The organism is Mycobacterium sp. DHQP2018-32-09 (genome assembly GCF_058148405.1).
In genome coordinates, this window is record NZ_JBYVYK010000037.1 from 23,865 (window position 1) to 43,470 (window position 19,606).

Genomic DNA, 19,606 nt, shown 5'->3' on the forward strand with positions numbered 1-19,606 from the left:
CGTGGCAGAATTTCGCGGTGCCCGCTGAACCGTCCGTCATCCTCGCCGACCGGTCGTCGTCGCTCACCGCGACCTTCGTGCCCACCGCAGGCATGATCTGCACCTCGCTCGCCGACGGCGACGTCGAGTTCCTCGGCCAGCGCCGCGGGCTGGACGCCTACGTCAACGCGGGCAAGACCATGGGCATCCCGCTGCTGTATCCGTGGGCCAACCGGCTCGGCGACACCAGCTACGAGGTCGACGGCACCGTCGTGACGCTGACCCCCGGGGCCAACGGCGTCCGCCTCGACGGACCGGGGATCCCGATCCACGGCGTGTTGGCCGCCTACCCCGGGTGGGTGGTCACCGAACGGTCCGGCGATGCGCTCACCGCGGTGCTGGACTTCACCGGCACGCCGCAGCTGCTGGCATCGTTTCCGTTCCCGCACAGCCTGATCCAGCACGTGACCCTGGCCGACCGGACGCTGTCGGTGACGACGACGGTGCTGGCGAGCAGTGCCGCGGCGGTGCCGGTCTGCTTCGGGTATCACCCGTACTTCGTGCTCCCCGGCGTGCCGCGGGCGCAGTGGTCGCTGACCACGCCGGCCATGCGGCGGCTGCCCGTGGACTCCCGCGGCCTGCCGACGGGGGACCACGAATCGTGGCCCGCGGGAACGACGACGCTGGGCGCCACCACGTACGACGACGGTTTCGACCAGCTCCCCGAGGGGGCGACGTTCGTCCTCGCGGGCGGCGAGCATCGCATCGCGCTGACGTTCGAGACGGGTTACCCCGCAACGCAGGTGTTCGCACCGCCCACCGACGACGTGATCGCCGTCGAGCCCATGGCGGCACCGACCGACGCCCTGCGCACCGGCAACCACCGGTTCGCGACGCCAGGCCGGCCCGACGTCAGCCGGTTCTCGATCCGGATCGGCTAGCGACCGCCGCGCGGCGTCTCGGCGCGCCCCTTGCGGGGTTGCCACAGCACCAGCGCGGTACTGGTGGCGGACACGTCGCGACGCTGGTTGGCGCGCAACCGGTCGATCTCGGCGGCCATCTCGGCCACCCGGTTCTGCAGCGCCTCGACCTGGTTGGTCAACTCGATGATCCGCTTGATCCCCGCCAGGTTGACGCCCTCGTCCTGCGAGAGTCGCTGCACCTCGCGGAGCAGGTCGACGTCGTGTTGCGAGTAACGCCGACCTCCTCCGGAGCTGCGTTGCGGGCTCACCAGACCGAGGCGGTCATAGGTGCGCAGCGTCTGAGCGTGCATGCCGGCCAGTTCGGCGGCCACCGAGATCAGGAACGTGCGTGCCTCGTCCTTCTTCGGCATCTAGAGCTCCTCACCCGAGCGGCACATCTCACACGCTCCCCTGCCAGCTCGCCCGCGGGTCGAATCCGCTGGCCCGCTCGGCCTTGGCGTAGGCCTCCAGCGCCTCGAGCGCTTCCCCCTCGAGGTTGGGCGGCACCGCCACCTTGACCGTCACCAGCAGGTCGCCGTGCCCGCCGCCGCGCTTGGGCACACCGCGGCCACGCACCCGGAGGATCCGGCCGTCGGACGTGCCCTTCGGCACGCGGACGCCGACCTTGCCCTCCAGCGTGGGCACGGAAAGCGTTGTGCCCAGCGCAAGTTCGTGGAAGCTCACCGGGACGCTGACCGTCAGGTCGTCGCCGTCGCGGCCGAACACCTTGTCGGGGCGGACGTGCACGGTGACGTACAGGTCGCCCGACGGGGCACCGCGCAGGCCTGCCTCGCCCTGGCCGGCGAGCCGGATGCGTTGCCCGTCCTCGACGCCCGGTGGGATCCGGACGTTGATGGTGCGGGTGCGGGTGATCTTGCCCTCGCCGTGACACACCTCGCACGGCTCGTCGATGATCGACCCGGTGCCGCGGCACTCCGTGCACGGCTCCGAGAAGCCGAACGCACCCTGGTTGCGGCTGATGACGCCGGCACCGTTGCAGTTGGCGCACACGTGCGGGCTGGTGCCCGGCTTCGCGCCGCTGCCATGGCAATTGGTGCACGGCGCGGGGCTGGTGAGCCGTAGCGGCATCGCCACGCCCCTGGTGGCCTCGAGGAACGACAGTTCCGTCTCGGTCTCCAGATCGTTGCCGCGCCGCGGACGGCTCGGCCGCGGCTGCTGTGCGCCGCGGCCGAACAGTCCGCCGAAGAGGTCGCCGATGTTGGCGCCACCGGTTTGGCCGGCCGCGCCGAACAGGTCGCCGAGGTTCACCTCGCCGTCAGCCCCGTACCCGTTGAAGCCGCCGAAACCGCCGTCGCCCGTGCTGAAACGGCGACCGAAGCCGCCGCCCGCGAAGAGGCGACGCGTCTCGTCGTATTCCTTCTTCTTCTTCTCGTCGGTCAGGACTTCCTTGGCTTCCGAGACCGCCTTGTACCGCTCTTCGGCCGCAGGGTTGCCCGGGTTGCGGTCGGGATGGTTCTCGGCGAGCAGCTTTCGCGCTGCCCGCTTGATCTCGGCGGTATCGGCGTCAGAGGAGACGCCGAGCACCTTGTAGAAGTCCTTCTCCACCCACTCGCGTTGGGCCATGCCGCGTCACCTCCTCACCTTCGTACATGTGTCGTTCTCTATTCCCTTGATTCTGCGGCGTCCTGGCCGGCTGCGTCGGGATTCGCGGCCGTGTCGGCCGGATCGTTGCCCTCCGCAGCGTCCACGACGCCGACCATCGCGTGCCGCAAGACGGAGTCGCCGAGCTTGTAGCCCTGCCGCATCACCGTGCCCAGCACCGGGTTGGAGCCGTCGCCCTCGTGCTGCACGGCTTCGTGCAGCGAGGGGTCGAAGGGATCACCCTCGACGCCGAAGGCCACCAGACCCATGTTCTGCAGGGCGGCGACCAGCTTGTCGGCCACCGACTTCAGCGGGCCCGACTCGAGGTCGCCGTGGCTGCGCGCGCGGTCGAGGTCGTCGAGCACGGGCAGCAACTGCATGGCGGCCGTTGCCTTGCCGCGCTCTGCGGCGACCTGCTTCTCCCGCTCCGTGCGCTTGCGGTAGTTGTCGTACTCCGCCTTGACCCGCTGCAGCGTCGCCTTCAGTTCGGCGGCTTCGGCGGTCTCGGCGGAGGACGCGTCCCCCGGCGCCGACCCACTGGGGGCCGGCGCCGAGGCCGCGTCACGAACCTCACCGGTGTCGGGATCGATCCGCCGCTTGTCGGTGATGGTCACCGGCTCGTCCTGCGGTTCGCGCCCGTCATCACTGCGGGTCACTTCTTCTCCTGGTTGTCATCCTCGTCGACGACCTCGGCGTCGACGACGTTGTCGTCGGCAGCAGCGGAGGAACCGGCACCGGAACCCGCGGCCTGCTCGGCCTGCGTGGCCTCGTAGATCGCCTGGCCCAGCGCCTGGGACTCGACGCCCAGCTTCTCCATCGCGGACTTGATGGCCCCGATGTCGGTGCCGGCGAGCGCCGTCTTGGCCTCGGCGACGGCCGCGTCGACCTTGCCCAGCGTGCCCTCGTCGACCTTCGACCCGCCTTCGGCTTCGCGTTGTTCGGAGACGAACTTCTCCGTCTGGTAGACCAGCGACTCGGCCTGGTTGCGGACGTCGGCTTCCTCGCGACGCTTGCGGTCGTCCTCGGCGTGCGCCTCGGCGTCCTTGATCATCCGATCGATGTCCTCCTGGGAGAGGCCGGAGCCCTCCTGGATCTTGATCGTGTTCTCCTTGCCGGTGCCCTTGTCCTTGGCCGTGACGTGCACGATGCCGTTGACGTCGATGTCGAACGTGACCTCGATCTGGGGGACGCCGCGCGGGGCCGGCGGGATGCCGGTCAGCTCGAAGCTGCCGAGCAGCTTGTTCGCCGACGCGATCTCGCGCTCACCCTGGAACACCTGGATCTGCACCGACGGCTGGTTGTCGTCGGCCGTGGTGAAGGTCTCCGACTTCTTGGTCGGGATGGTGGTGTTGCGCTCGATGAGCTTGGTCATGACGCCACCCTTGGTCTCGATGCCGAGGCTCAGCGGGGTCACGTCGAGCAGCAGCACGTCCTTGACCTCACCGGCCAGCACGCCCGCCTGCAGGGCAGCACCCACCGCGACGACCTCGTCGGGGTTGACGCCCTTGTTGGGCTCCTTGCCACCCGTCAGTTCCTTGACCAGGTCGGTGACGGCGGGCATGCGGGTGGAACCACCCACGAGCACCACGTGGTCGATCTGGCCGACCGAGATGCCGGCGTCGGCGATGACGGACTGGAACGGCTTGCGGGTGCGGTCCAGCAGATCCTGAGTGATCTTCTGGAACTCGGCGCGCGTGAGCTGCTCGTCGAGGAACAGCGGGTTCTTGTCCGCGTCGACCGTGATGTAGGGCAGGTTGATCGAGGTGCTCTGGCTGGAGCTGAGTTCGATCTTGGCCTTCTCGGCGGCCTCGCGGAGGCGCTGCATGGCCATCTTGTCCTTGGTCAGGTCGATGCCCGACGACGCGCGGAACTTCTCGACGAGCCAGTCGACGACGCGCTGGTCCCAGTCGTCGCCACCGAGGTGGTTGTCACCGGAGGTGGCGCGCACCTCGACGACGCCGCCGCCGATGTCGAGCAGCGATACGTCGAACGTGCCGCCGCCGAGGTCGAAGACCAGGATGGTCTGGTCCTTCTCGCCCTTGTCCAGGCCGTAGGCCAGGGCCGCCGCGGTGGGCTCGTTGACGATGCGCTGCACCTCGAGGCCGGCGATCTGGCCGGCTTCCTTGGTGGCCTGGCGCTGGGCGTCGTTGAAGTAGGCGGGCACGGTGATCACGGCGTCGGTGATGTCCTCACCGAGGTAGGCCTCCGCGTCGCGCTTCAGCTTCATGAGGATGCGCGCGCTGATCTCCTGCGCGGTGTAGTTCTTGCCATCGATCTCGATGGCCCAGTCGGTGCCCATGTGCCGCTTGACCGAACGGATGGTCCGGTCGACGTTGGTCACCGCCTGGTTCTTGGCGGGCTGCCCGACGAGCACCTCGCCGTTGCGTGCGAACGCGACGATCGAGGGCGTGGTGCGCGAACCCTCGGAGTTCGCGACGACCACGGGGTCGCCGCCTTCGAGGACCGAGACGACGGAATTGGTGGTCCCGAGGTCGATTCCGACCGCACGAGCCATGGTTGTTGCCTCCTGATTGAGTCTGACGGGGTCAGTTCGTGCTGCGTTCTGACGGAGTCAGGTGGTGTGTCTGAGTGGACCACGCTCAATCCTGGCCGCAAGGTCGCGCCTTGTCAACCGAGAGTTGAGCCTGACTCGCTCAAGTTGTCGTTCACGTCAACCGTCGCCCCGCCGCTTTCATTCCCGACGGCTGCCCGCATTCCCCCGATCGGTGGACACGTGAAATCCCCCGCCCCTCCCCCGGACGGCCGACGGCCGCGACGCCCGGCGTGCGCGAGAGTTGAGACATCGCCGGACGAATCCCGGAACGAACGTCGAAACCACTGTCGCACAGGAGAACTCAGATGAGCACGATCGCCCGCATCGTCGTCCTCCCCCTCGCCGCCCTCGGCATCTTCGGCGGCGCCGTGCTCGGCGCGTCGGTCACGCATGCCTCCGGCCTGGCCCACGGACCCCAGGTCGCGAGCCGGCAGACGAGCGTCGCGCACCCCTAGACCCTTCCCGCGAGATGGCGGGCAGAGCCGTGCGACGAGGGGTTTCCCGGCTCTGCCCGCGATCGAATCCGCAGGGCACGGCTTCGTAACGACATCCGTCCCACGGTTCACACCAGTCACACGCTGGGTACCGTTGAGCCAAAGACCGAGGAGAGATCGTGGAGCTGAGTTCACGGGCCGGGACGGCCGCCGTCGCGTGCGTGCTGGCCGCGGGGATGCTGCTCGCGGGGTGCTCGTCGACCACCGAGGGCGACCCCCGCCCGGGCGCGCAAAGCCCCACCGAGCCGTCGGTCCCCACGGAGAAGCCCTCCCGCACCCCGCCCCCGCTCAGCCCCACCCTGAAGGCGGCCCAACCGCCCCGACCGGTACCGCAGGCGCTGCCCGCCCAGAACGGCTACGTGTTCATCGCCACCAAGTCCGGCCAGACGCGCTGCCAGATCAGCTCCGCCGAGGTCGGCTGCGAGGCGCCGTTCACCAACCCGCCGACGGTGAGCGGCGCACCCGCCACCGGTGTGCGGGTCACCGCCAACGGCCAGGAGCAGTGGGTGGTCGGCAACCTCGGCGCCATCCCCACCGTCACCATCGACTACCGGCCCTACAGCGCGGTCGGCTGGACCATCGACGCCACCGAGAGCGGAACGCGGTTCACCAACGACACGACCGGCCACGGCATGTTCGTCGCGCTCGAGAACGTCGAGGCCTTCTGACGCCTTCTCTGGCGGACCAACAGGCCGGTCCGTGACCAGGCCGGGGTTTGAACGAGCCGTCCAGCAGGGAATCAGGCGGCGGTGCCACACCATGACGTCGTCATCGTCGGATCGGGGTCCGGCAACTCGGTGATCGACTCCTCGTTCGACGGCGTCGACGTCGGCATCGTCGAAGCCCGTCGAGCCGGCGGCACCTGCCTGAACTACGGCTGCATCCCGTCGAAGATGCTCGTCTTCGCCGCCGACGTTGCCGACACCGTCGCCGGCGCCGCCCGCTTCGACGTCCAGGCCACCGGCGGCAGCGTGCGCTGGCCGGAACTGCGCGACCGCGTCTTCGGCGTCACCGACGCCCGCTCCGAGGAGGGGCGCAGGGGCCGCGAGGACAGCGACGACGTCACCTTCTACCAGGGCCACGCGGAGTTCACCGGGCCGCGTCGGCTCCGGGTGACCGATCCCGACGGCGCCGTGACGGAGCTGACCGCCGATCAGATCGTGCTGGCCAACGGTGGCCGGCCGGTGATCCCCGATGTCGTGGCGACCTCGGGGCTGCCCTACGAGACGTCGGACACGATCATGCGGATCGCTGCGGCCCCCGAGCACCTGGCGATCCTCGGCGGGGGGTACATCGCCGCCGAACTCGCCCACGTCTTCGCCGCCGCGGGCAGCCGCATCACGATCGTGGAGAAGTCGGACTCGCTGCTGTCCGGCCCGCAGGACGGCGAGGTGCGTGCCGCCTACACCGACGCGGTCCGGGACCGCTACGACCTGCGCCTCGGAACCGAGCTGCGCACTCTCGCCGGCACCGCGGGAGACCTGCACCTGACGCTCGACGACGGCAGCACCGTCGCCGCCGACGTCCTGCTGGTCGCCAGCGGCCGCACGCCCAACGGCGACCGTCTCAACCTGGACGCCGCGGGGGTCGACGTCGACGACGGCGGGCGCATCGTGGTCGACGAGTTCCTGCGGACCACCGCCGACGGCGTCTTCGCCCTCGGCGACGTCTGCTCGCCGATTCCGCTCAAGCACGTCGCCAACCGCGAGGCCGAGGTGGTCGCGCACAACCTGCACCATCCGCACGCCATGCGCCTGGTGGACCACGACCGCGTGCCGTCGGCGGTGTTCACCGACCCCCAGATCGCGTCGGTGGGGCTCACCGAGGAGCAGTGCCGCGACCGCCACCCCGACTACGTCGTGGGCCGCACCGCGTACGGCGACGTCGCCTACGGGTGGGCACTGCGCGACGACACCGGCTTCTGCAAGGTCCTGGTGGACGCGACCTCGCGTCGCATCCTCGGGGCCCACATCCTGGGACCGCAGGCGGCCACGTTGATCGAGGTCCTGGTGGTGGCCATGGAATTCGGCATCCGGGCCGACGACCTGGCGCACCGTCCGTTCTGGATCCACCCCGCGCTGACCGAAGTGATCGAGAACGCCCTACGTGAGGTGGAGACAGCCGCATGACCGATCCCTGCGTATTCGTGCTGTTCGGCGCCACGGGCGATCTGGCCAAGCGCAAGCTGTTCCCCGGCCTCTATCGGCTGGCCGCGGCGGGCCGCATGCCCGACGACTACGCCATCATCGGGTCTGGACGGCACTCCCCGGGCTCCGACGACGAGTTCCGGGAACACATCGGGGATTCGCTGCGTGACACCGTCGACGACCTGGACGCCGACGTGCTCTCGGAACTGTTGCGCCGGTTGGGCTTTCAAACCTCGAGCGCCGACGACGGCGCTGATCTGGCCACCGCCGTCGGCCGGGCCCGCAAGGACCTCGGCGGCGACGCGCGGGTGCTGATCTACCTGTCGGTGCCACCGACGGCCATGCAGCCGATGATCGGCATGCTGGGCCGCGAGCGCCTCGTCGACGACGCCCGCATCGTGGTGGAGAAGCCCTTCGGCACCGACCTGGCGTCGTCCCGCGAACTCGACGCCGCCCTCAAGGACGTCGTCGACGAGGACCGGGTGTACCGCATCGACCACTTCCTGGGAAAGGAAGCGGTGCAGAACATCCTGGCGCTGCGCTTTGCCAACGCCCTGGTCGAACCGGCGTGGAACCGCAGCCAGGTGGAGTCGGTCCAGATCGACGTGCCCGAGGAACTGACCATCGAGGGCCGCGGCAGCTTCTACGAGTCGACGGGCTGCTTCCGCGACATGATCTCCACGCACCTGTGCCAGGTGCTCGGCTTCGTGGCGATGGAGGCGCCCGTCGGCCTCGACGCGTTCGCGCTACGCAACGAGAAGGCCAAGGTCTTCGCCGCGATGCGACCGCTCGATCCCGACCGCGTGGTGTTCGGCCAGTACGACGGCTACCGCGACGAGGACGGCGTCGCCGACGACTCGCGCGTCGAGACGTTCGTCGCGCTGGAGGCGTTCGTCGACAACGAACGCTGGCAAGGGGTGCCGTTCTACCTGCGCACCGGCAAGTCGATGGCGGCGACCCGGCGCACCGTGACGCTGACGTTCCGCAGCCCCACCACCAACCGATTCGACGGCGACGTGCGGACTCCGAATCAACTCGTCCTCGACCTGACCGACGACCCCCGCATCGAGATCGACCTGTTGGCCAAGCGCCCCGGCCCCCGCTTGGAACTGGTGGACGTGCCGTTGCGGCTCGACGTGACCGAGGCCGACACCGAGGACGACGTCCCGCTGGAAGCCTACGAACGCCTGCTGCTGGACGTCATGCACGGTGACCAGACGCTGTTCACGCGCGCCGACGAGGTGGACCGCCTGTGGCAGATCTGCCAACCGGTCCTGGACGCACCGCCGAAGACTCAGCCCTACCAGCCGGGTTCGTGGGGACCGGAGGCGGCGATCGCCCTGCCGGGTGCGCCCGGCTGGCGGTTGCACTGATGAGCGAGCCCGACTGGCCGGCGATCGCCGACCACGGTCTCATCGGAGATCTGCGCACCAGCGCCCTCGTCGCCACCGACGGCACCATCGACTGGCTGTGCGCACCGCGGTTCGACTCACCGAGCGTGTTCGGCGCCATCCTGGATCCGGAGAACGGCGGCAGCTGGCGGTTGGCGCCGACGTGCGAGGTGAGCCGCACCCAGCAGTTCTACTTCCCCGACACGGCGGTCCTCATCACCCGGTTCCTCACCGAGTCCGGGGTGGCCGAAGTGCACGACTTCATGCCGATCCTCGGCGCCGCGGACCCCGACCACCGGCAGCGGCTGGTACGCCGGGTCAGTGGCGTGCGCGGCCGGATCACGCTGCGCAGCGTCGTCGACGCGCGCCCGGACTATGCCCGGCAGCGCTGCCACGCAACGGAATCCGGTGCGGGCGTGCTGATCACCGGCGACGGCGTGCGGCTCGGGCTGGTGGCCTCCGCCGAGCTGAGCATCGACGACGGCGACGCCAACACCACGGTCAGCGCCGAGGTGGAACTGACCAAGGGTGACACCGCCCTGTTCGTGCTCGAACTGCTCGGCGAGGACGACGAGCCGTCGTGCACCGCCATGGACATGACCGACGCGCTGCTCGACGCCACCACGTCGTACTGGCGGCAGTGGTTGAAGCAATCGCGCTACACCGGCCGGTGGCGCGAGATGGTGCACCGCTCGGCCATCACGCTCAAGCTGCTCACCCACGAACCGACGGGCGCCATCGTCGCCGCGCCCACGACCAGCCTCCCGGAATACGTTGGCGGCGGCCGTAACTGGGACTACCGGTACGTGTGGGTGCGCGACGCCGGTTTCGTGCTCTATGCGCTGCTGCGGCTGGGCTTCACCGACGAGGCGCGGGCGTTCATCGGATGGCTGTCCGAGCGCATCGGCCGTGAACGCCGCGCCGACCACGACCTCGGCCCCTTGCGCGTGCTGTACGACATCGACGGCGAGGTCCCGGGCGAGGAGGTCGAACTCGACCATCTGCGCGGCTACCGGGATTCGCGCCCGGTGCGCGTCGGCAACGCGGCCGTCGAGCAGCTGCAGCTCGACATCTACGGCGAACTCATCGACTCGGTGTACCTGTTCAACAAATACGGCCCCGGTCTGAGCGACGACGCCTGGCGCGACGTCACCGACGTGGTCGAGTGGGTGATGGAGAACTGGGAGCGATCCGATGCCGGGATGTGGGAGGTACGCGGCGGTCAGCAGGCGTACACCACGTCGCGATTGATGTGCTGGGTGGCGCTGGAGCGCACCATCCGGATCGCGCGCCAGCGTGGGCTGCCCGGTGACATCACGAAGTGGGCGCGCGTGCGCGACGACATCTATCACCGGCTGATGTCGGAGTGCTGGGATCCGGAGCGGCAGACGTTCACCCAGGCCGAGGGTTCCTCCGCGCTGGACGCCGGCGTGCTGCTGATGCCCATGGTGAAGTTCCTGTCCCCGTCCGATCCGAAGTTCCTGTCCACCCTCGAGGCGGTGGAGGACGAACTGGTGGCCGACACCCTGGTGTTCCGCTATTCGCCGGAGACCGACGGACTGGACGGCGAGGAGGGCACGTTCTCGCTGTGCTCGTTCTGGTACGTGGAGGCGCTGACGCGCGCGGGCCGCCTCGACGACGCGCAGCTGGCACTGGAGAAGATGTTCACCTACGCCAACCACGTCGGCCTGTACGCCGAACAGGTCAGCGCCACCGGGGACCAGGTGGGAAACTTCCCGCAGGCCTTCACCCACTTCTCACTCATCAGCGCGGCCATCAACCTGGATCGCGCGCTGACCCACCACGACGAGGGGAGCACTCCGTGAGCGTCGCCCAGGACGAACGCGCCCGACTGGTCGAGACCATGCGCGCCGTCGGACCGGATCATCCGACCCTGTGCGGGGACTGGACCACGCGGGACCTGGCCGCGCACCTGGTGGTGCGCGAGCGTCGCCTCGACGCGGCGCCGGGCATCCTCATCCCCAAGTTCGCCGGCTACACCGAACGGGTCCAGAACCAGGTCGCCGCCGAGACCGACTGGACTGAGATGCTCGACGAGGTCGCCTCCGGCCCACCCACGCTGTCACCGTTCAAACTGCTGGATCCGGTGGTGAACGTGGCCGAGATGTTCATCCACCACGAGGACGTGCGCAGGGCCGCCAAGGACTGGGAGCCAAGGGTTCTCGACCATGCCATGACGGCGGCACTGACGCGGCAGCTGTCGCTGATGGCGCGGCTCCTACTGGCCAAGGCGCCGGCGCACGTCACGTTGCGGACGCCGGAGGGCAAGACCGTGGCGAACCTGGGACGCGGTGCGACCGTGGTGGTGACGGGTGAGCCTGCCGAGCTGCTGCTGTTCGTCTCGGGTCGCGACGAGGTGCGCGTGACGTTCACCGGGGATGACGATGCCGTACGCGCGGTGCGCGACGCTCGCGGCGGCCTGTAGCCCGATAGGCTTTTCCCATGGACTTCCGCGTATTCGTCGAACCGCAGCAGGGCGCCACCTACGCCGACCAGCTGGCCGTGGCCAAGGCCGCCGAGGACCTCGGATACTCGGCGTTCTTCCGGTCGGACCATTACCTGGCGATGAGTGGCGACGGGATGCCCGGACCCACCGATTCCTGGGTGACGCTGGGCGGCATCGCGCGCGAGACGTCGACCATCCGGCTGGGCACCATGGTGACCTCGGCGACCTTCCGCCATCCCGGCGTGCTGGCGATCTCGGTGGCCCAGGTCGACGAGATGAGCGGTGGCCGTGTCGACTTGGGTCTCGGCGCCGGCTGGTTCGAGGCCGAGCACCAGGCCTACGCCATCCCGTTCCCCGGCCTGCGGGAGCGCTTCGACCGACTCGAGGAACAACTGGAGATCCTCACCGGGATGTGGGGTACGCCCGTCGGCGACACCTACGACTTCACCGGCGACCACTACACGGTGAAGGACTCGCCTGCGCTGCCCAAGCCCGTCCAGCAGCCTCACCCGCCGATCATCATCGGTGGCGGTGGACCGAAGCGGACACCCGCGCTCACCGCGAAGTACGCCGGCGAGTTCAACATCCCGTTCGCCGGGCTCGACGCCGTGAAGGCCCAGTACGCACGCGTCGCGGCCGCGGTGGCCGACGCCGGGCGGCCCGCCGACTCCGTGACGTATTCGGCGGCGTTCGTGCTGTGCGCGGGTCGTGACGACGCGGAGGTGGCCCGCCGCGCCCAGGCCATCGGGCGCGAGGTCGACGAGCTGCGCACCAACTCACCGCTGGCGGGCACGCCCGCCGAGATCGTGGACCGCATCGCGCCGTTCGTGGCGGCCGGGGTGCAGCGGATCTACCTGCAAACCTTGGATCTCGCCGATCTGGACCACCTCGACCTGTTCGCCTCGGAGGTCGTGCGTCAGCTCGCGTGACCGCACGCCGGCCACGTCGCCGCACGCAGCGCCTCGCACACCCGGTCGACCTGCCAGTCGGCGATCGTGGGACCCATGGGCAGCGACAGCACATGGTGGGCGCTGGCCTCGGCGACCGGCAGCACCTCGTCGAACTCGGCGAAGGCGGGCTGCCAGTGGCACGGCACCGGGTAGTGGATGCCCCAGGCGACGTCGGCGGCGATGAGCGCGGCGATCGCCGCGTCCCGGTCGTCGACGCGCACCACCGCACGGTGGTGTACGGCCTCGGCCTCGGCGGCGATGCTCACCGGCAGGCAGCCCTGCGGTAGTCGGCGGAGGTAGCGGTCCCAGACCCGGCGACGAGCGTCGTTGTGGGCGTCGAGGTGGGCGAGTTTGACCGACAGCAGCGCCGCCTGCACGGTGTCGAGCCGGCTGTGGCGACCGCTCTCGTCGTGCTGGAAGGTCCGCGACGGATGTCGACCGTGGTTGGCGCGCACCCGAATTCGCTCGGCCAGATCGCGGTCGGAGGTCACCACCGCGCCGCCGTCGCCGAGTGCGCCGAGCTGGGCGCCGGGGTGAAATCCGAAGGCCGCCGCACGGCCGATGCTCCCGGCCGGCTGACCGCGCAAGCGGGCGCCAGGGGCGCACGTGGCGTCCTCGACGAGCGCCAGTGCGCGGTCGTTCGTCAAGGGCAGCAGGGCGTGCAGGTCGGCCATCTGACCGAATTGGTGCACGGCGACGATGGCCGCGGTCGCCGCACCCACGGCGGCGGCCGCTGCCGACGGGTCGATGAGCAGCGTGTCGGGGTCCACGTCGACGAATCGCGGCCGCGCGCCCACCGCGCAGACCGCCTCGGCGGTGGAGACGAAGGCGTTCGCGGGCACGATCACCTCGTCGCCGCGGCCGATGCCCAGACCGGACAGGATCAGTTCGAGCGCATCCGTGCCGTTGGCGACGCCCACGCAGTGGGCACTGTTGCAGTAGCGCGCGAACTCGTCCTCGAACTGCGCCACCTCCGGCCCGCCCACGAACCGCCCGTGGCTCGTCACGGTCTTCCACGCGACGTCGAACTCTGCTTGCAACCCCGAGTTGACGGCACCGACGTCGGACAACGGAATGGTGTTCACGAAAGCCCCCCAGCTTCGCCCCGATGCGTCCACGATGCCCTCGACGCCACGCGAGGCACATGAACCGTCGGAACCAACTTCGGCTGGATCCGCGGACTAGTTCAACCGATGGGGTCCTGGCTGCGCCATGGTCCGGTACCGGGCGACCGCCTCGGCCCGGCTGCGCACGTCGAGCTTGGTCAGCACGCTGTGCACGTGGTTCTTGACGGTGTGGATCGCAATGCAGAGCTGATCGGCGATCTGCTTGTTGGACAGACCCAGGTCGAGCAGCCGCAGGATCTGGTCCTCGCGCGACGTGAGGGCCAGTTCCTTGACCTCGGGTCTGCGCTTGGCGGCCAACGTCGACAGCCGGCGCAGCAGGATGGCCGAGATGCGGGGCGAGCACAGTGACTCACCGTCGGAGACGCGCCGGACGAGCAGCATCAGGTCGTCGAACGAGTCCGTGAGCAGGTGATAGCCGGCCACGCCGAGTTCGGCGCAGGTGACGATCTCCGCCTCGTCGTCCTCGGAGATGCCGAGCACGATCACGCGGGCGTCGGGCTGCAGGGTGAACACCTCCCGCAGCAACGCGTCCCCGTCGCGGGTGGACAGGTTGAGCAGGATGACGTCGGGCGGATAGTCCTGCAGCGCCACGCCGAGCGACACCGGGTCCCAGGCGACCGTGACCACGCCCGCCCCGTTCGTCGCGAAGGTCGATGCGAGGTTCTCCCGATGCAGGGCGTAGTCGTCGACGATCAGCACGCTGGTCTGGTCCAGCACCTCGTCGGTGATCGTGGTGCGGGGCGTCACCGGGAGGGTGAGCGGCGCCGCGTGCACGTGGCCGGCGAGTGTCGTCGGCGTGTTCGCTGGAGACGTCACCTGAGCGGCGTGCCGCAACACCGGGGCACACGCTGTGGTGCGATGGAGCACGCTGGTCTCCGACGTCCTGTTGGCCGATACTGCGAATCCGTAGCGCACGAGTCCCCCCGACTCCCCTAGGTCCGATGCGTCGGTCCCACCCGATCGCAGTTACATGGTGCGACCAAAACGGCGATCTGTCACCCCCCGTCAATTAATCGTTTGCCGACGCAAAGACCTTGCTACAATCGCACGTCAGCGTCACAAACGTGCAATTTCACACACCCCGCGCGGCTGATCATTTTGCTGATCGAGAATCCGCCAAACGCCCTGCGAACGCATCTGAACTGGCAATTAGCCGGATGTTCGAACATCGTATCGCGGCCCCCGCGCTCCACCGCACGGCGTGCCACGCGTTTGCAGACCTTTGTTCAAAATTTGCCATGCGGCACTGGCAACGATCCTGCGGGCGCGCTCCACGCCGCCGGACGGGGCCCGACGATCCGATGATTTGGATCTAGATCGGCTGGGCCCACCGATCGGTTCCCCACGACTACCATCGATGCGCGTGACGACTGACGGCGGCGACGACCCGCGCGGCCCGGCGTGGCACGAACGCACGCCGACACTGCTCGCAGCAAGCCTGGGGGCAGTCGTGGCCATCGGCCTCGTCTACTTGCTGGTGTCCACCGTGATGCGGCAGTTCGACGACCCTGCGCCGCAGCGGCAGTTCTACCCCGAACCCAGTTCGAGCCAGACCACGACGTCGGCCACGCCGACGACCACCTCGAGTGAGACCATCACCAGCACCAGCCCCCCGGTGACCACCGACATCGACGACCCCAACGCCACGTCGACCACCACGTCCGGCAGCAGCACGTCCGGCAGCGAGACCTCCGGGGACTCCACGACCACCACGCGCACGTCGCGTTCCGCCAGCGAAGACGGTCCCAGCACCAGCCGCTCGCGGCCACCGCGATTCAACGAGACGCGCACCCTCTACCCGCGTCCCTGACGGTCGGGCGCCGCCCGGGCACCTACGATCCAAGGTCATGGCTCGCTACGGATCCTTCGACGGCCCCGACGACCCGAACTACTACTCCGACGCCTCCTCCGGGGACGCCTACCCCGGGGACGCCTACCCCGGTGACGAGCCCACGCGCCGCCTCGAACCGGAACCGCCGCGCGGCGACGGACCCTGGTACCGCAAGCCCGCGGCGCTCGTCGCCCTCGGCGCCGCCGTCGCACTCCTCGTGGTGGCGATCGTCTACGTGGCGATCAACATGGCCGTCGACGACTCGGACTCCACCGACTCCAGCACCAGCTCCTCCAGCAGGACCTCCGCGTCCACGTCCTCCTCGGTGGCTCCCGTTCCGGGAGGCGCCGCCACGGTGACCGAGTCCCCCGGCACGACGTCCGCCACCACGCCGAGCACCACACCGTCAGCCACCTCGAGCACCACGCCGTCGACCACCACGACGTCGGACACCACGCCGTCGACCACCACCACGACGACCACCACGACGACGACCACACCCACCACGACCACCACGGTGCCGCCCAGCACGGTCACCGAGACCCAGACCGTCACGCAGACCCAAGCACCCGCGACCACCGCGCAGCCCTGAGCGGGGCCGACCCGTGGGCTCAGCGGCCCTGCGGTGGCGCCATCCTGCCGACGGCCGCGTACTCCGCGACCAGGGCCTCCGCACTCCGCGTCGCCGCACGGCAGGCGCGGGTGGTGAAGGGATCGTTGAGCGGATGGTCGGCGCGGCGGCGCCACCTCTGGGCGGCCGCGAACGCTGCCCGCGGGCCGTCGAACGGGGCATCCGGCTGCAGGCCCAGCCTGCTGGCCGCATCGGTACCCGCCCCCCCGATGATGCGCCGCAGGGATGCCATCTCGTCCTCGGTGAGCGTGGTCTCGCGCGACCGCAGCTGGCTCAGCAGCCGCAACTCCTCGAACGCGTGCGTGTCGGCGAGCAGCGGGTCGATGTCGGCCAGGATGTAGGGCGCGGCGTAGATCGGGTAGGCCTCGACGAACCGACGCAGCGACACCAGCGCGGTATGCGCCTTGAGCAGGTCCGAGCGCTGCGCGAACTGCTGGTCGAGCACGTCGCGCAGCGCGACCAACCCACTGCGCTCGAGCAGTTCGTCGGCCAGCGCCACCGAGTCCGCGACGCCCGCGCGCAGCAGCGCGATCGAGATCCTGATGCCGAACATGCCGAACCTGTCCAGCAGCGCGGCCCGGGTGGCGGCGTCGACGGGCAACGCGGCGTCGTCGCGCACGAAGCGGTCGACCGACAGCATCGCCTTGGTCAGTTCTGCGGCGTCGACGGCCGCGAGCTTCTCCAGGGCGACGAACTCGCTCTGGCGCAAGGTGCGGGCGGTGAACGCCAGCAGCCCGGACACCGGCACGACGGCCTGGCAGATGCCGGTCTTGTCCATCTCGGCGGTGAACCGTGTCGCGACGTCCTTCGCCGACAGCATGGCGTCGATGCGCCCGGCCCCGATCTCGTCGGCCCGCGAGGCCACGCCGATGACGCCCAGCGCCCCCTGCGCGCCACCGACGAGCGTGCCGATCTGCTTGAGCAGCGCGATGTCTGCGGCGTTGAGCGACCGCAGCAGGAACACCACCGCGTCGACGCGCGGGACACCGTCGGCGGGGACCAGCAGCCGCAGCGTGCGCTCCGAGACGTCCCGGTTCAGCGACGACGTACCCGGGGTGTCGATGATCGTGGCATCGACGAGTTCGGCCGCGGGCCACTGCACGTCGAGATCCACCACGTCGTGTGGGTCCAGGTTGGCCAGGTCGAACGTCAGCTCCCGGGTCTCGGGATCGCGCATGATCGGGACGTTGGTGTGCCGTCCGCCCCAGTGGTTCGCCGTGACCATCGGCGTGGGACCGTTGCGGAACCACGTCACGATGCGGGTGGCCTCGGTGGCGTCGGTGGGCGCGATGTCCTCGCCGACGAGCGCGTTCACCAGCGTGGACTTGCCTGCCTTCAACGTGCCCGCGAGCGCGATGCGCATGGGCTCGTTGAGCCTGCGCTCGATCCACTCCAGCTCGGTGAGGACGTCGGGACGCTGCCAGTACGCCAGGTCGGCGCGGTAGGTCTCCACGGTGGCGGCAAGGATCGCGCGCACTCGATCGCTCGTGCTCATCTCGCGCTACCTCGGACGTCTCCCGGTCACCTGCCGGTGCACCAGCTTAGGGTGCGGCAGCAGCAGGCTCACGCCTTGGCGGGTTCGCCGGTGGTGGCGATGCTGACGGCGTGACCGACCACCTGCCGCAGGATGTTCAGTTCCCGCTCCAGTTCGGTGACGCGCGTAGTGCGTTGCGCCTCCTCGAGCTTGGCCGCCGCCAACGTCGCCTGCAGCGACTCGTTGAGCGAACGCGTGGTCTGGTTGGCGATCTCCCGGTAGTGGTCGCGCAATTGCCGCTGCACGGCCTTGAGCCGGTCGCGGGATTCCTTGCCGACCACGAACGACACGTCGTCGACGAAGCGGCGAACGTTGGCCTTCGCCTCGCTGCGCACCCGCAGCATGCGGTTCTCCATGTCCTCCTTGTAGGCCTTGCGGCCCAGGATCAGACCGGCTCCGAGTGACAGCGGATTGAACATGCCCAGCCCGGCGAACGACGTCAGCATGCCGAACATCAACACGCCGCCGTAGGACCCGCGCATCCCCGTGACCACCTTGTGCCCGGCCTTGATCGGCTTGGCCTCCAGATGTGCCAAGGACTTGAATTCGCCGAAGCCGGCGCCCAATTCGCGCGCGTTCACACGCGGCATCTCGACCGCACCCAGGCCGGCCTCCTCGAAGTTGCGTGCGACGTCGCGGGCCAGCGCGTCGGCACGCTGGTAGGCCCATACGAAGTTGTCCCCTACCGCGGTGGCCACGGCGTCCTCGAGTTCGGCCCCGATCTCGGCCCAGTGATGCGTCGGATCGCAGCCGTCGATCACCTGCTCGGCGTGGGCGGTGATGGCACGGAACCGCCCCCGCAGATCGTGGTCCACGTCGGCCGTGAGGTCGGCGATCCCGTCGTTGAGCACCTGCTGCCACAGCGCGGTGTGCGCCAGTGCGTCCTGCGCGTCCTGCTTGCGCCGCTCCAGGTCGGCGGTGAGCCGCTGGCGCTCGTCGGGGTCGTTGATGGCAGACAGTTCGGCCTCGACGACCAGCGTGAGATGCTCTGCCGCAGAACGCACTTCGGCAAGAACCTGGTCCTGGATGCGCGCGTTCTCCCCGACCAGGACCCGCTCGTTGAGGAACGTGACCAGCGCCGGGAAGTTCGACTCCTCGTTGAGGTCCTTGTCGTTGAGCTGGATGGCGTGCGTGCGCAGGGCGGACGAAATCGGGGTGACCGGCAGGTCCAGTCGGGCCCGCTGCAGATGACCCGTGTTGGCCGTGACGATCTCACGCCAGTGCGGGTAGAGGTCGATCTTGGTCGCGAGCACCATGGCCAGCGGGCAGATCTCGGCGGCCTGCCGCAGGAACGTCATCTCGGGTTCGGTGAACTCCTGGCTGGTGTCGCTGACGAGCAGCAGCGCGTCGGCGTCGGGCAGCAGCCCGAGCGTCGCCGACAGGTGCGGCTGCCCGTGACCGCCCACGCCCGGGGTGTCGACGAACGCCAGCCCACTCTTGAGCAGGGGGCTGGGCGCGGTCACCTCGACGCGCAGCACCTCGCGGCCGCCCGCTGCGGGCGCGCGCCGCAGATCGGACTGCACCTCGTTCGGGGGGATCTCGATGACGTCGGGTTCGTCGCCGTCCCCGCGTGCCACGACGAGTCGCGCCGACGGTTGCTCACCGTAGGCAACGACGGTGGCGAGCGCGGTCGTCTCGTCGTCTCCCACCCGCGCGACGGGGATGTTGAGCAGCGAGTTCAGCAGCTGGCTCTTGCCCTGCTTGAGCTGGCCCGCGATGACGACGCGGATCTGCGGATCGCCGATGCGCTCCTTGGCACGCGCCAACCGGACCACCAGGTCGCCTCGGTCCTTGGCGGCGGCGATGGCACTGGTGTGGTCGATCAACTCGACGATGGCCTTGACCGGGCGGGCCGGGGGCGCATCGCTTGGCTGCGTCATGGCGGATCCTTCGCTCTGGTTCGTTCACCGTAGGCGCACGAACTGGCGGGGACCGGT

Annotated in this window: 18 protein-coding genes; 9 read left to right on the top strand and 9 right to left on the bottom strand. The window is 69.5% G+C overall.

Annotated elements, in window-relative coordinates; translation table 11 throughout:
* Positions 1-17: 17 nt before the first annotated feature.
* Positions 18-920 carry an aldose 1-epimerase gene (locus AC30CM_RS18180; RefSeq protein ID WP_490118300.1) on the top strand — a complete coding sequence of 301 codons (903 nt, stop codon included), beginning with the start codon at positions 18-20 and terminating at the stop codon, positions 918-920.
* On the opposite strand, the gene AC30CM_RS18185 is transcribed toward AC30CM_RS18180, so the two are convergent.
* The 4 genes from AC30CM_RS18185 to dnaK are packed head-to-tail and all read right to left on the bottom strand — an operon-like array spanning position 917 to position 5,058.
* A complete protein-coding gene (locus AC30CM_RS18185) occupies positions 917-1,312 on the bottom strand; it encodes a heat shock protein transcriptional repressor HspR (RefSeq protein ID WP_490118301.1) in 396 nt (131 codons plus the stop codon). The genes AC30CM_RS18180 and AC30CM_RS18185 overlap by 4 nt on opposite strands.
* Before the next feature lie 28 nt (positions 1,313-1,340).
* Positions 1,341-2,525, bottom strand: coding sequence for a molecular chaperone DnaJ (gene dnaJ / locus AC30CM_RS18190; protein WP_490118302.1), 1,185 nt, complete (start codon positions 2,523-2,525; stop codon positions 1,341-1,343).
* Between the two features lie 38 nt (positions 2,526-2,563).
* Positions 2,564-3,199 (bottom strand): nucleotide exchange factor GrpE, encoded by a 636-nt coding sequence (gene grpE, locus AC30CM_RS18195; protein ID WP_490118303.1) that lies wholly within the window; start codon positions 3,197-3,199, stop codon positions 2,564-2,566.
* Positions 3,196-5,058 carry a molecular chaperone DnaK gene (dnaK, locus tag AC30CM_RS18200; RefSeq protein WP_490118304.1) on the bottom strand — a complete coding sequence of 621 codons (1,863 nt, stop codon included), beginning with the start codon at positions 5,056-5,058 and terminating at the stop codon, positions 3,196-3,198. Before dnaK ends, grpE begins: the two co-directional genes overlap by 4 nt.
* Positions 5,059-5,402: 344 nt before the next feature.
* Here dnaK and AC30CM_RS18205 point away from each other — a divergent pair, with 344 nt between their 5' ends.
* The 7 genes from AC30CM_RS18205 (at position 5,403) to AC30CM_RS18235 (ending at position 12,525) form a co-directional block, all read left to right on the top strand.
* A complete protein-coding gene (locus tag AC30CM_RS18205) occupies positions 5,403-5,552 on the top strand; it encodes a hypothetical protein (RefSeq protein ID WP_490118305.1) in 150 nt (49 codons plus the stop codon).
* 215 nt (positions 5,553-5,767) lie between these two features.
* Positions 5,768-6,259, top strand: a complete 492-nt coding sequence (locus tag AC30CM_RS18210; RefSeq protein WP_490118330.1) for a hypothetical protein — start codon at positions 5,768-5,770, stop codon at positions 6,257-6,259.
* 81 nt (positions 6,260-6,340) lie between these two features.
* The gene (locus tag AC30CM_RS18215) at positions 6,341-7,720 is read left to right on the top strand and encodes a mycothione reductase (protein ID WP_490118306.1); all 1,380 of its coding nucleotides are present in this window, start codon (positions 6,341-6,343) and stop codon (positions 7,718-7,720) included.
* The gene (zwf, locus tag AC30CM_RS18220; RefSeq protein WP_490118307.1) at positions 7,717-9,111 is read left to right on the top strand and encodes a glucose-6-phosphate dehydrogenase; all 1,395 of its coding nucleotides are present in this window, start codon (positions 7,717-7,719) and stop codon (positions 9,109-9,111) included. The genes AC30CM_RS18215 and zwf overlap by 4 nt, the downstream gene beginning before the upstream one ends.
* Positions 9,111-10,955 (top strand): glycoside hydrolase family 15 protein, encoded by a 1,845-nt coding sequence (locus AC30CM_RS18225; protein WP_490118308.1) that lies wholly within the window; start codon positions 9,111-9,113, stop codon positions 10,953-10,955. The genes zwf and AC30CM_RS18225 overlap by 1 nt, the downstream gene beginning before the upstream one ends.
* A complete protein-coding gene (locus AC30CM_RS18230; RefSeq protein WP_490118309.1) occupies positions 10,952-11,575 on the top strand; it encodes a TIGR03085 family metal-binding protein in 624 nt (207 codons plus the stop codon). Before AC30CM_RS18225 ends, AC30CM_RS18230 begins: the two co-directional genes overlap by 4 nt.
* Before the next feature lie 17 nt (positions 11,576-11,592).
* Complete coding sequence (locus AC30CM_RS18235) at positions 11,593-12,525, top strand: LLM class F420-dependent oxidoreductase (protein WP_490118310.1); 933 nt, start codon at positions 11,593-11,595, stop codon at positions 12,523-12,525.
* Here AC30CM_RS18235 and AC30CM_RS18240 read toward each other — a convergent pair.
* The gene (locus AC30CM_RS18240) at positions 12,513-13,631 is read right to left on the bottom strand and encodes a DegT/DnrJ/EryC1/StrS family aminotransferase (RefSeq protein WP_490118311.1); all 1,119 of its coding nucleotides are present in this window, start codon (positions 13,629-13,631) and stop codon (positions 12,513-12,515) included. The genes AC30CM_RS18235 and AC30CM_RS18240 overlap by 13 nt on opposite strands.
* 96 nt (positions 13,632-13,727) lie before the next feature.
* Positions 13,728-14,489, bottom strand: a complete 762-nt coding sequence (locus AC30CM_RS18245) for a LuxR C-terminal-related transcriptional regulator (protein WP_490118312.1) — start codon at positions 14,487-14,489, stop codon at positions 13,728-13,730.
* Positions 14,490-15,036: 547 nt separating this feature from the next.
* Here AC30CM_RS18245 and AC30CM_RS18250 point away from each other — a divergent pair.
* A complete protein-coding gene (locus tag AC30CM_RS18250; protein ID WP_490118313.1) occupies positions 15,037-15,483 on the top strand; it encodes a hypothetical protein in 447 nt (148 codons plus the stop codon).
* A 252-nt stretch (positions 15,484-15,735) separates the two neighbouring features.
* On the opposite strand, the gene AC30CM_RS18255 is transcribed toward AC30CM_RS18250, so the two are convergent.
* The 3 genes from AC30CM_RS18255 to AC30CM_RS18265 form a co-directional block, all read right to left on the bottom strand.
* A complete protein-coding gene (locus AC30CM_RS18255; RefSeq protein ID WP_490118314.1) occupies positions 15,736-16,059 on the bottom strand; it encodes a hypothetical protein in 324 nt (107 codons plus the stop codon).
* Positions 16,060-16,115: 56 nt separating this feature from the next.
* On the bottom strand, positions 16,116-17,630 hold the full coding sequence (locus AC30CM_RS18260; RefSeq protein WP_490118315.1) for a dynamin family protein: 1,515 nt from the start codon (positions 17,628-17,630) through the stop codon (positions 16,116-16,118).
* A 68-nt stretch (positions 17,631-17,698) separates the two neighbouring features.
* A complete protein-coding gene (locus tag AC30CM_RS18265; protein ID WP_490118316.1) occupies positions 17,699-19,549 on the bottom strand; it encodes a dynamin family protein in 1,851 nt (616 codons plus the stop codon).
* Positions 19,550-19,606 lie beyond the last annotated feature (57 nt).

What these genes read in the sequence shown, in the direction of transcription:
- AC30CM_RS18185 (WP_490118301.1), bottom strand. Translation starts at nt 1,312, where the DNA reads ATGCCGAAGAAGGACGAGGCACGCACGTTCCTGATCTCGGTGGCCGCC.
- dnaJ (WP_490118302.1), bottom strand. Translation starts at nt 2,525, where the DNA reads ATGGCCCAACGCGAGTGGGTGGAGAAGGACTTCTACAAGGTGCTCGGC.
- dnaK (WP_490118304.1), bottom strand. Translation starts at nt 5,058, where the DNA reads ATGGCTCGTGCGGTCGGAATCGACCTCGGGACCACCAATTCCGTCGTC.
- AC30CM_RS18205 (WP_490118305.1), top strand. Translation starts at nt 5,403, where the DNA reads ATGAGCACGATCGCCCGCATCGTCGTCCTCCCCCTCGCCGCCCTCGGC.
- AC30CM_RS18210 (WP_490118330.1), top strand. Translation starts at nt 5,768, where the DNA reads ATGCTGCTCGCGGGGTGCTCGTCGACCACCGAGGGCGACCCCCGCCCG.
- zwf (WP_490118307.1), top strand. Translation starts at nt 7,717, where the DNA reads ATGACCGATCCCTGCGTATTCGTGCTGTTCGGCGCCACGGGCGATCTG.
- AC30CM_RS18225 (WP_490118308.1), top strand. Translation starts at nt 9,111, where the DNA reads ATGAGCGAGCCCGACTGGCCGGCGATCGCCGACCACGGTCTCATCGGA.
- AC30CM_RS18235 (WP_490118310.1), top strand. Translation starts at nt 11,593, where the DNA reads ATGGACTTCCGCGTATTCGTCGAACCGCAGCAGGGCGCCACCTACGCC.
- AC30CM_RS18260 (WP_490118315.1), bottom strand. Translation starts at nt 17,630, where the DNA reads ATGAGCACGAGCGATCGAGTGCGCGCGATCCTTGCCGCCACCGTGGAG.
- AC30CM_RS18265 (WP_490118316.1), bottom strand. Translation starts at nt 19,549, where the DNA reads ATGACGCAGCCAAGCGATGCGCCCCCGGCCCGCCCGGTCAAGGCCATC.